This window comes from Vibrio sinensis (assembly GCF_003605645.1).
GTDB lineage: Bacteria > Pseudomonadota > Gammaproteobacteria > Enterobacterales > Vibrionaceae > Vibrio > Vibrio sinensis.
This window is the reverse complement of record NZ_QVMU01000003.1, coordinates 131,782-143,888: the sequence shown is the minus strand read 5'-3', so window position 1 is coordinate 143,888 and position 12,107 is coordinate 131,782. Positions and strand designations below refer to the sequence as shown.

The window sequence follows — 12,107 nt, the reverse complement described above, 5'->3', positions numbered from 1 at the left end:
TATGCAGATTAAATCTTCATTAAAAAGAAAAAGCATTTTTGCTCTAGCAATCTATTTGGCATTAGTGTTGGCAACGGTTGGCTCTGTTAGTTATTTCGTAGTTGAACCTCCTGTAAGGGAGCAACTTGAACGTAACTTGGATCTACGCACTCAAGTCATTTCATCACAAATTGAAATGCCGCTCACTGGCGCGTTAAATTTACTCGATAGTATCGTTGCTATCGGTGCAACGGGTGAGCCACAAGCCATACAAAGCACGATGCTTTTTTCGCTATTTTCGTCAGTGAAAGGCGTTACTGTGAGTGGAGGGCTATGGCCAGCACCTTATTCCGTTGATGCGCAGGTGCCTTATAAAAGCCTTTTCCTAAATTGCGCGAGTGATGGTGTTCTCGAGCGAGTCTATTCGTGGGATAACCCTGAGTCTGGAGGTTACGATCAAGAAGATTGGTACGCTAGAGCCGCAAAGCTTCCTGCGGGTGGAGTATTTTGGTCTCAGGTTTATATCGACCCATTTACTCATGTGCAAATGATTACCGCTTCAGCCCCTTATTTTGTCGAACAACAATTTGCCGGAGTGGCTACTGTCGATGTGTCTCTTACTTCATTTATCGAATTCGTTAAGACTCAAGCAGAGAAAAGCGGCATTGGCGTGGTACTTAGAGACAGCTATGGTGAGGTTATTACCGAATACGACTTTCAAATTATGAAAGAGATTTACATCAGTCAAAATCAATTTGGTGATTTCAATTGGAGCATTGATGTTGTTAATGCAAAACAATTGATTAAAGAGCAAGTTTTTGGCCTAGTGAGTAAGGTGGAGGCATCGATTATTCCGATTATGCTCGCATGCGTAATGATGGGGTATTTCCTAATTAACCGCTTCCTTATCGGGCCCATTGTATTGATCGCAAAAAAGGTCGGAGATTCAAAAGAAAGTGGCCCCATTGATATTAATTATCAGAGCCAAGATGAAATCCAGCATCTCATCCATACGTTTAACCAAAAAACCATTTACCTAGAGCAAGAAAGGAAACTGGCACAAGCTTCAACCAGAGCCAAAACCGCGTTCTTAGCCACGCTATCACATGAGATTCGTACGCCGATGAATGGCGTTCTTGGTACGGCACAAATTCTACTCAAGACCGGTTTGAATGATGAGCAGCGTAAGCATTTAAAAACGCTTTATGATTCTGGCGAGCATATGATGACATTGCTCAATGAGATCTTGGACTTTTCAAAAATTGAACAAGGCCATTTAGAACTAGAAAAAGAAGCGTTCGCCCTTGAGTCAATTATTGGCAGCATCAACAGCATCTATTTCACCCTCTGTTCGGAAAAAGGTCTGCAGTTTAATATCATAAACGATGTTCCTGATAATCGTTGGTACTTGTCTGATAAAGCGCGTTTGCGACAGGTGCTGTTTAATCTGCTAAACAATGCCGTTAAGTTTACTTCTACTGGATATGTAGAAGTTGAATTTAAAGAACAGCAGAAAAGCAGCCGCAATTACTTATGTATTGTGGTGACCGATACAGGGATTGGTATTGAGCCAGAGGCGCAGGACAAGATATTTAAACCGTTTGAGCAGGCAGAATCTTCAACAACCCGCCGTTTTGGCGGCACAGGGCTAGGTCTCGCCATCGTTAAACAGATTTGTGAGTTAATGAATGGCCAAGTTGTTCTTGCAAGTGAGGTGGGCATAGGGAGCCGTTTCGAGATATTTTTAGAAATGGAAACCTGTACTCCGGGCGTAGCTGAGAATAAAGAAGCAACGAAAGCGGATTATAGTGGTTTAAAAGCACTTATTGTTGAAGACAACCGAATTAATGCCATCATTATTGAAACCTTTATGAGTAACAGAGGCTTTGATTGTACTCAGGTTGATAACGGCTTACTGGCGTTAGAGAAGCTGCAGAACCATCAATTTGATTTGATATTGATGGATAACCACATGCCCGTGATGGATGGGGTTGAAGCGACAACCGAGATCCGGGCCATGAAGCAAAAGCAATCCGATATTCTTATTTTGGGTTGTACCGCTGACGTGTTTAAAGAAACCCGAGATAAAATGATGGCAGCAGGGGTGAACTACATCGTCCCTAAACCGATTGATGAAAGAGAACTCGATGACGCCTTACATCGTTTTGCTCCGTTACTGTATCAGTTTAAGCATGATCTCACCGTCATAAAATCCAATTAAACCTACTGTCTGGTTAATGAGTCCAAATAGCTTAAATTAAGTCCCAACCAAGGTTCTTTGGACTTATTAACCATAATATGAACTTCTCTTGCCTTAGTCACACTCTTCATCCTTGTTCTTATCTTCATTTTTTATCCTGTAATTTATGAAATTCATTCGTAAATTCATCGTCTTATATTTACTTGTTTACCTTTATTTTAGCCGCAGCTTAAAACGCCGAAATGACCAGTAAATTCAGCTTAAAATTAACATTTACATATTAAATTCGAGATCAAAAACTACTTTAATGGTGTTCTAATAGCGCCTTAAACTGCATGGTTGCCATATTGATGGCATATATGCGCTGTCTTGTTGTTGTTGTGTGGTTTTTTATCTCGAGGTCATAATGAAAGGGCGTATTCGTCATGCTGCGGCTGACACATTTGCGATGGTCGTGTTTTGTTTTATATCGGGTATGGTTATTGAAATCTTTATTTCTGGCATGACGTTTGAACAATCGTTAGCATCAAGAATGCTATCCATTCCAGTGAATATTGCGATTGCATGGCCTTATGGTGTTTTTCGTGACTTTATGCTGCGCCAAGGGCGTCGAGTTTCTCCGTCACGTGTAACGAAAAATATCGCAGACTTGTTGGCATATGTTCTATTTCAATCACCGGTTTACGCCGCTATTTTGTTTACCGTTGGTGCATCTACAGACCAAATCATTACTGCAGTGAGCTCAAATGCATTGGTTTCATGCGCGATGGGCGTGTTGTATGGCTACTTTTTGGATAGCTGTCGCCGTTGGTTTAAGGTTCCGGGCTACTATCAGCAAGTCTAGATTGATTATCTACTCACCAAAGTAGTTACATAGTAACCAATTGAAACTAAAGGAGCGCTTTTTTTCCAGTTCGGACTTGACCCCGACGCAGATAATCATTAAATTAGCGCTCGTTAACCCATGTTGTTAACGATTCGGTGAGTTGTCCGAGTGGCTGAAGGAGCACGCCTGGAAAGTGTGTGTACGGCAACGTACCGAGAGTTCGAATCTCTCACTCACCGCCACATTTTAAGCCCTAGCAGAAATGCTGGGGCTTTTTCACATCTGGAGCCTAGTGAGCTGCCAAAGGGCACAATGGAGCGCACAATGGCACATCAATCTTCACTCCATTCATTTATAAGCACCTTAATCTAGATCATCAGAAAGCCTGCAATAGCATGTAAACTATAGTTGCATATCAAATTCATATTTTGCGACTAAAAAACGATGACTAAATGGCAGTTTAAATCGAACTTTATCGCCCGCATTTTGGGTAAGCAGTTATGTATCGACGTCGATGACGCAGGTATTACTTTCATCAATGACGGAAGTCAGCAGCGTTATCAGTGGTCACAAATTGATACGCCACCAACGCTAACATATGGTTTAGCTGGTGGGCAATTATCATTCATGGCGGATGGTAAGAGTTATTCATTCTCGATGCTGAGTTATCTATTACCCTATCAACATAAGCATTCTTTTTTCCCGTTATGGGCGAACAATAATGCAGAATCTTTGCAGCACTTTTTAAACGACGTGGAGCTTCAATGCTCATCGGCGTTTTTAAGACACTCCACTCTCCAAGAGATACGAGCAACAGCGAAAAAAGAAGCATTTCGTTGGAATGGTTGGGCCCTCTCTAAAGGGCTTTCTGCTTTAGCTATGAGTGCAGCTAAACAGCTTGATTCAGTTCATGCGTGGACAGGTTCAAATATTCGCAAGATTAGACAAGACTACATCGATAAGCAGCTTTTAACCTATAAGACTTTTTTTGACTGCGTGGAATCAAGTCGATTAACAGATAATCAGCGCATCGCGTGTGTTACAGATAATGACAATAACTTACTTTTAGCTGGTGCCGGAACGGGAAAAACCAGCGTTATGGTTGGTCGAACTGGCTACTTAGTTGAGAGCGGGCTTGCAAAATCGAATGATATTCTGCTTTTGGCCTATGGACGTATTGCAGCTAAAGAAATGGATGAAAGAATTCGAGATAAACTGGGCTTTGATAATGTGAGAGCAAGTACATTCCATAGCTTAGGGGTGAAGATTATCTCGGAAGTTGAAGGAACCAAACCAAACTTATCTCCGTTTGAAGATGATGCTAAAGCCAAGTCAAAGTGGATGAATGACACGCTAGAGCAGTTAATGCTTGATGATGATTATCGTGAGTCATTATTGGAATATTTCAGCTCCTACTACTTTGTTGATAAAAACCCGTTTGAGTTTAAAAGTGAAGGTGAGTATTTACAGTACTTAACCGATAACGACATTCGTTCTCTGAAAGGCGATCTGGTCAAGAGTTATGGTGAGGTCGTGATTGCTAACTAGTTATTTCGAAATGGGATTAATTATGAGTATGAGTCGAGCTATCGATTTGATGTGAGTGCGGATGAGTATCGTCAGTATCACCCGGATTTTTATTTGCCAGATCATGATATCTATATTGAATACTACGGTACCGATGAACACGGAAATACAGCGCCGTGGATAGATAAGGTCCGTTATCAAGAGTCGATAGCGTGGAAACGTCAGACTCATGAGAAGTATGAGACTGGTTATGTCGAGCTCTTTTACTATCAGCATAAAGCAGGAGATCTTCTAACGACTCTTGAAGAACAATTATTAGAAAGAGCCGTTGAGCAGAATCCGATACCGGAACAAGATTTACTGAGCAATTTGCGCCAATTAGGGCAGGTCACCGAGCTGGCTAAACTGTTCAGCGCATTGGTTGATATGTATAAAGCGGCGTGTTTAGACCAAGTATCCGTAGATAGCATCATTCAACATTCAGTAGATCCAAAACAAACAGAAAAAGCATTAGAGTTGCTATACCCATTGTTTAATCAATATGAGTTATTTCTTCGCGAAAAACAGTGGATAGATTTTAACGATATGATCGGTAAAGCATTAAGGTACGTGCAAACTGGTCAGTTTGTTTCAACATGGAAATATATCTTAGTTGATGAGTTTCAAGACATTTCCGAACCGCGGGCGAGGTTAGTTAAAAGGTTACGAGATTCACTACCAGGAACATCACTATTTTGTGTTGGTGATGACTGGCAGGCAATTTATCGCTTTAGTGGCGCAGATGTAAAACTCACTACTAATTTTAGTGACTACTTTGGCGTAACTTCCCAAACAACATTAGATCTGACATTTCGTTTTAACAATGCTATTGGCAATGTGGCAACGGAGTTTGTTACTCGAAATCCTATCCAGATCAAAAAGGACATTCAGTCACGGGTTAAGGTTGATAAACCAGCGGTATCGATCCTTAGACAAGGCAACAATGAACAAGGCCCCACGCCTCTAGAAAAAGCGTTAAATGCGATTATGGCTTGTGTTGAAGCTTCGGGTCATCCGAATCAAAACAAGGTGTATTTATTGGCGCGTTTTTGGCACCAAATGCCAGATAGTACCCAATTAAGAGCAATGCAAAGGCAGTATTCATCTCTACAGATTGATTCCCAATCTTTCCATGCGTCGAAGGGTAAAGAGGCCGACTATGTGGTTGTCATGGGGCTGACAGCAGGTAAGCATGGTTTTCCCTCACAAAAAATAACACCACCGTTGGTGGATGCTCTACTACCAAAAGGCGATGACTTTGAATTTGCCGAGGAGAGAAGGTTGTTTTATGTTGCTTTAACAAGGGCAAAACACAAGGTGTATCTGCTGGCTGATATGACTGATGTAAGTGACTTTGTTGTTGAATTGATAAAGCAACGATACCTAGTGGATACTGACGAGTTTGATGCGTCATTTGTACAAAAGTTGTTTGAACACATTTCATGTAGCAGTTGTAAAACAGGGATATTAAAAGAACGAGTGAGCCGATACGGCAAGTTCTTTTCTTGCTCTTTTTACCCTCGTTGTAAGCACAGGGAAACCCCTTGCGATCAGTGCGGAAGCCCCATGAGTAGTACGATTAAGCCTGGCTATCAGGTATGCATCAACGAGGAATGCGGTGATACTCGGCCGGTATGTAAAAAATGTGGCAGTGAAATGAAGCTAAGGAAGGGACCACACGGGGCATTCTGGGGCTGTACGACATATCGAAAAAATGCAGATAAGACTTGTGGCTATGCGATGAAATGTACGATTAATTAGTTCTAAATTTAACCAATTGTAGTCGATTAGGGCGAATTGATGCGTAAGTACGGTGATGGTGAAACATCTGTCTTCGATATGCTGAGAAAAAAAACGTATATACCCCCACCAGCAGAAGTTGGTGGGGGTATATGTTATTAGGTGTGACTTTTATGTTCTCCAAAGCCTAGAATCTCTAAAGCTCGGTCAGATTTCTTATTCCAAATGGGGTACTTGTAAGGATAGTACCAGCCATTAAATTCTTTGATCGCTGAATCCCCAAGGCCGAATAAAGATAAGCGACTTCTTTGTAAATCGGCCACTCTCTCAGCAATCGGTATGTTTTCATTCGCCAAGTGATGAAGTGACGTTAAGACTTGCTTAGAAGTATTACGTGTCGCAAATGCATCTGCCTTACCTGTGTACCGATCATCGACATAACGGGATGCGTGAAAAGTAAGGTAAAGCTCTTTTAATTGATTTTTGTTGAGGGAGCTTGAAGAGAGCAGTGACCTAAGGCTGTTCGCTCGTTCGAGCATCTGGCGACAATATTGTTCACCAGCTTGGTCCCATTGGACAAACTCTTCGAAGAGGGCTCGAGTTAAAGATTCGCTTGGCCCATTGACAGTTTGTTGCCTAAGGAACTCTTTATCACTTCTCTTTTCTTCCACAATGAAGTGCCAAAAATGATCAATAACAAATGATTTTGGTACATCAGAATAATTGAGATTGATGTCATCCTCGCAGAGCTTAGCGACATATTTAACTGCATTCTGCACTCGTTCGTAGCCAGCACCTAGCACCGCGGGTGAAGCGATGATGTCATTGAACTGTGGTTTTTCAAATGTAGCTAACTCTTCCTCGTATCGATTTAGGACGTCTGAGGTTAGCGGACTACCTAATTTGAATATTTGTTGAGCGTGTAAATATCCATCTTCAGCTTGTTTACCTTCTAGAAGTATGTTCGTTTCAATATTGTTGTATAGGCCGCCGTTGGTCATGTTCGATGAGCCAATAGCTACGTTATATTCAGCACCCGACAGTGAGTTTCTATCACCTTTTTCAAATGCGTAGATTTTGGAGTGTAACTCTCGACCCAAAAAGTGGACCGTCACATTTGGAAGTAACAATGTTTCTCTTAGTGCTCTTGGGCATGTTGGTGGCCTAAGTGAGACAGTAAGGTGAACTTTTTTACCAGCACGGCTCAGAATTTTTACTTGTTGCTCTTGAGTATAAAAAGCTGTGATTAAAAAGGCTTCGTCGCAATCGTCGCCAAATTTAGTTAGCCTCGCTGCAAAGGCTTGTTTGTCATCAAGTCCATTGGTAATGATCAAGGTATTACTCCTAACTTTAAGTTTTAGCATAATTAATGCACGAATAAGGCAGATCTCAAATGGAGGTGATTTAGTTCTCTAGGCTTCGTCTCAAATTGAACGTCTTGAACGTCGGTTAAAATAAATACAAGCAATCTCATAATGCGACTAAGTTAATTGCCGATTCCCCAATTTTCTCATATTCTCTCACCATTAATTCTGATGAATAAAACCAACATGAGATAACACTCTGAATGGTAGACCAAATTTTAACTTTGAAAGAGGTGGCGGCGTATTTAAAGCTTGCTGAAAAAACCGCCTATCGACTTGCTAGTGAAGGTAAGTTACCTGGCTTTAAAGTGGGTGGTTCTTGGCGTTTCAAACGTGAAGACCTCGAAGCCTGGATAGAAAAGCAAAAAGGTGTGGCTGAATAGCCTACTGGCAACCAAGCCCCTCTATTATTAAGCCATTGTCGAATTCAACGGTTCTGCGCAAGCAGAACACAACCATTGAGAAAATTATGCAAAAACTGACGCTTAACAAACTGTCCCGTAAGCTATTTGAAGCTTGTGACATTCTGCGGGGCAAGATGGATGCCTCTGAGTACAAGGAATACATCTTCGGCATCCTGTTCCTTAAACGTATGTCGGACCAATTCCATAAGGATTACCAAGCGAAAGTTAGTGAGCTAAAGGCAGAAGGGCATGACGATGATGAAATCGAGCTGCTGTTAGAAGATGAAGAACAGTTTGCTTTCTTTGTTCCAGAAAAAGCGCGTTGGGAAAACCTCAAGCACCTGAAAACCAATGTAGGCTCTGGGCTTAACAAAGCGCTGGAAGCATTGGAAGAGAGCAATACCAAGAAAGGCTTGGAAGGCGTACTCAAGCACATTAACTTTAACCGTAAGGTGGGTAAAAAGCCTATCCCTGATGAGCGTTTGGTTGAGTTTATTCAGCACTTTGACAGCATCCCTCTCTCAAATGACGATTTCGAGTTCCCTGATCTTTTGGGTGCTGCATACGAATACCTGATCAAATACTTTGCTGACAGTGCAGGCAAAAAAGGCGGTGAGTTTTATACCCCAGCCGAGGTGGTGCGCTTGCTGGTGGAGATTCTTGAGCCTGCTGAAGGCATGGAGATTTACGACCCCACCTGTGGTTCGGGCGGTATGCTGATCCAAAGCCGCAATTACGTGCAGGAAACGGGCGGCAACGTTAAGAAAATTCACCTGTTTGGCCAAGAAGACAATGGTAGCACCTGGTCTATCTGTAAGATGAATATGATCTTGCACGGCTCAGGCGGCGCAGACATTGAAAATGGTGACACTCTAGCCACACCACTGCACCGAACCAAAGATGGTGAAGTACGTCCTTTCGATCGTGTAATTGCCAACCCTCCGTTTTCACAAAACTATAAGAAAGCGGATATGCAGCTCAAAGAACGCTTCAACACCTTTATGCCAGAGTCTGGTAAGAAAGCGGACTTGATGTTTGTGCAACACATGGTGGCCTCGCTCAAAGCCAACGGTAAAGCTGCCGTGGTGATGCCTCATGGCGTATTGTTCCGTGGCGCAGAAGAGCGTACTTGCCGCCAAGACTTTATTGAGCGCGGCATTCTTGAAGCCGTGATTGGCCTGCCACAAGGTTTGTTCTACGGTACGGGCATTCCTGCCTGTGTGTTGGTGCTCAACAAAGCTGGACGTGAAAACCGTGACTCAGTGCTGTTTATTAACGCTGACCGTGAATATCGAGAAGGCAAAAACCAAAACAGCCTGCGCCCTGAAGATATTGAGAAGATCACCAGCGTCTATAAAGCGATGCTGGAAGATGATAAGCATCCTGGCGTCGAAAAATATGCGCGTTTGGTTCATAAAGACGAACTGGCGCGTGAAGATTACAACCTCAATATTCGCCGCTATGTCGATAACAGCCCAGCAGCTGAACCTCAAAACGTTAAAGCGCACTTAAACGGCGGTATTCCAACCCAGGAAATTGATGCACTGCAAAGCACTTGGAATGATTACCCAGGCTTGAAGGAAAGCCTGTTCGTTCCACGATCTAACAACGAGTTCCAAGACTTTTCGGAAGAATTTGAAGCGCTGTCATCGCTTAAGCCGCACATTGAAAGCTACCCAGCAGTTCTGAAAAAACATGCGGATTTCCAAGCCGCGTTGGATGATTGGAAACAAGACTTTGTTGGTTTTGAAGCACTGGGCGACAAAAAGCTCGGTGATGAAGGTGTATTTGCGCTGCGCCGCGAATCTCTGAATACCATTGAAAATCACCTAATGCCGATCAAACTGCTGAACCAATACAAAGTGCGTGGCGCATTGGCAGATTGGTTTAAGACGCTGGAAGCAGATTTCAAATCTGTTGCAGCAAGCGGCTGGAATGCCGAGCTTATTCCTGACGAAGTGCTGTTTGCCAGCCAGTGTGCGGATGTGGTGGAAGAGCTTGAGGCTAAACAGGCGCGTATCAGCGAACTACAAGCCTTTGTGGATGCAGCAGATGAAGAGGACTACGAACCGACCGATGAAAACCCTGCGTTGCCATCTCAATATGTTAAACAGTTGAAAGACGGCCTGAAAGATCATAAAGCGACAATCAATACTAGCCTGGCAGTACTGAAGGCCCAGATCAAAGATGCGTTCATCCAACTGAAAAACAGTGTAGAACTTCCAAAAGGCACTAAGCAAGGGGATTTTGCAAAAGGGCTGACAGGCAAAGAAATGAACTTCGCTGTCCATAGCGAGATTCTTGCTTTAGCGGATGAACTCGGCGTTCAGTTAGATAACCTTGAGCTGATCAAAGAGCACGCGAGAAAAGGTGCAGTTGCTGCGGCTGAAGCAACTGCGATTGAAGCTAAGCTAGCAGCACACAAAGCGTTAGAAGATGAGTTGAAACAGCTGAAAGCGGAAATTAAGGAAACTGAAAAGCTTCGTGATGAACTGCTTGAAGTTGCGCGTAATGAAATTACTGCTGAAGAAGCGAAAGTGCTGATTCTGGACCGGTTCAAAACCGAGTTAGATCGCCAATATCAAAGTTATGTCCGTGCCTTGTTGCTTGACCGTATTGCTGCAATCGAGAACTTACACCGCAAATACCAAGTTACCGCCAAAAGCATCATTGCCAAGCGAGAGCAGGAAGCGAACAAGTTGGCTGGCTTTATGAAGGAGCTGGGCTATGAATGATAGCAATTTTTGGCAGACATATGCCTTAACTGATCTGGCTCACTATCACAATGGCTATGCGTTCAAACCTGATGATTGGCGGGCTGAAGGTACAAAGATCATTCGAATCGAGCAATTGAACAAACCTAATGGTAGATACGATTACTTTTCTGGTGATTACCCTAGTGTTAATCATATCGAAGATGGTGATTTGATTTTTTCTTGGAGTGCAACCTTAAAAGTAGCGATTTGGAAGCATGGTTGTGGTGTCCTTAATCAACACCTGTTTCGAGTAGATGAAAAAGAAGGGTTTGATAAGCACTTCTTATATTACTTGCTGGATTTTCATATGGATGCTTTAAGTGGTGGTTCTCATGGCTCGACGATGAAACATATCAAGCGCGGAGAGTTGCAGACTTACAAAGTCAAAGTACCACCTTTGCCAGTTCAGAAGCGCATTGCCCAGATTCTGATCTCCTTGGACAACCAAATCGACGCTACTCAAGCCCTTATAGACAAATACACTGCTATCAAACAAGGCATGATGGCGGATTTGTTTAGCCGAGGTATCGACCCAGAAACCAAAGCCATTCGCCCAACGTTTGAAGAAGCGCCAGAGCTTTATCATAAAACGCCATTGGGGATGTTGCCTAAGGGGTGGGATGCTATTGAGTTAGAAAACCTTTTGGATGATGTAGCTACTCCAATGCGAAGTGGGCCATTCGGTAGTGCTCTGTTGAAAGAAGAATTGGTCAGTGAAGGAATTCCCTTATTAGGTATAGATAATATCTTTGTTGAGCGATTCAAGGCTAGATATAAGCGCTTTGTTACTGAGAGGAAGTTTAGAGAGCTATCTCGTTATGCTGTTCGAGAAAGAGACGTGGTCATTACGATAATGGGAACTGTCGGAAGATCGTGCGTTATTCCCGAATCCATAGGGCTGGCTTTATCGTCTAAGCATTTATGGACAATGACGTTTGATAAGGAGCAAATATTACCTGAACTAGTTTGTTGGCAATTGAACCATTCGCCTTGGGCTGAAAGTTGGTTTAGGCGTGAATCGCAAGGGGGGGTTATGGATGCAATCCAGTCTCAAACGCTTAAGAAACTGAAGCTAGTAGTTCCTCCACCAGCAGAACAAAATGCGATCTATGAACGTTATGAAAATTTAAATAATCATATTGAAGTTAATCAGACCTCATTGGATAAGCTGAAGCTTCAAAAGGCTGGCCTAATGCAAGATCTCTTAACAGGCAAAGTCCCCGTACCCGCATAACCAAAAAATAAAAAAAATGGCAGCAGGCTAACGCCTCG

Annotated in this window: 8 protein-coding genes and 1 tRNA gene; 8 read left to right on the top strand and 1 reads right to left on the bottom strand. The window is 42.8% G+C overall.

Going from position 1 to position 12,107, the window contains the following annotated elements:
* Position 1: 1 nt before the first annotated feature.
* The 5 genes from DZ860_RS05655 (at position 2) to DZ860_RS24740 (ending at position 6,332) form a co-directional block, all read left to right on the top strand.
* Positions 2-2,200 (top strand): hybrid sensor histidine kinase/response regulator, encoded by a 2,199-nt coding sequence (locus DZ860_RS05655; protein ID WP_120029952.1) that lies wholly within the window; start codon positions 2-4, stop codon positions 2,198-2,200.
* A 385-nt stretch (positions 2,201-2,585) separates the two neighbouring features.
* The gene (locus DZ860_RS05650) at positions 2,586-3,023 is read left to right on the top strand and encodes an L-alanine exporter AlaE (protein WP_120029951.1); all 438 of its coding nucleotides are present in this window, start codon (positions 2,586-2,588) and stop codon (positions 3,021-3,023) included.
* Between the two features lie 136 nt (positions 3,024-3,159).
* Positions 3,160-3,247, top strand: a tRNA-Ser gene (locus DZ860_RS05645).
* A gap of 202 nt (positions 3,248-3,449) precedes the next feature.
* Entirely contained in the window at positions 3,450-4,553 is a 1,104-nt protein-coding gene (locus DZ860_RS24745) for a UvrD-helicase domain-containing protein (RefSeq protein WP_243641819.1), read from the top strand.
* A 51-nt stretch (positions 4,554-4,604) separates the two neighbouring features.
* Positions 4,605-6,332 (top strand): UvrD-helicase domain-containing protein, encoded by a 1,728-nt coding sequence (locus DZ860_RS24740; RefSeq protein WP_243641818.1) that lies wholly within the window; start codon positions 4,605-4,607, stop codon positions 6,330-6,332.
* Positions 6,333-6,469: 137 nt separating this feature from the next.
* Here the strand turns inward: DZ860_RS24740 and DZ860_RS05635 are convergent, their stop codons facing one another.
* On the bottom strand, positions 6,470-7,645 hold the full coding sequence (locus DZ860_RS05635; protein ID WP_165862854.1) for a phospholipase D family protein: 1,176 nt from the start codon (positions 7,643-7,645) through the stop codon (positions 6,470-6,472).
* A 233-nt stretch (positions 7,646-7,878) separates the two neighbouring features.
* Between DZ860_RS05635 and mads1 the strand changes: the two genes are divergently transcribed.
* The 3 genes from mads1 (at position 7,879) to DZ860_RS05620 (ending at position 12,069) form a co-directional block, all read left to right on the top strand.
* Entirely contained in the window at positions 7,879-8,058 is a 180-nt protein-coding gene (gene mads1 / locus DZ860_RS05630) for a methylation-associated defense system helix-turn-helix domain-containing protein MAD1 (protein ID WP_102566318.1), read from the top strand.
* An 86-nt stretch (positions 8,059-8,144) separates the two neighbouring features.
* Positions 8,145-10,814, top strand: a complete 2,670-nt coding sequence (locus tag DZ860_RS05625) for a type I restriction-modification system subunit M (protein ID WP_120029949.1) — start codon at positions 8,145-8,147, stop codon at positions 10,812-10,814.
* On the top strand, positions 10,807-12,069 hold the full coding sequence (locus DZ860_RS05620; protein ID WP_120029948.1) for a restriction endonuclease subunit S: 1,263 nt from the start codon (positions 10,807-10,809) through the stop codon (positions 12,067-12,069). Before DZ860_RS05625 ends, DZ860_RS05620 begins: the two co-directional genes overlap by 8 nt.
* Positions 12,070-12,107 lie beyond the last annotated feature (38 nt).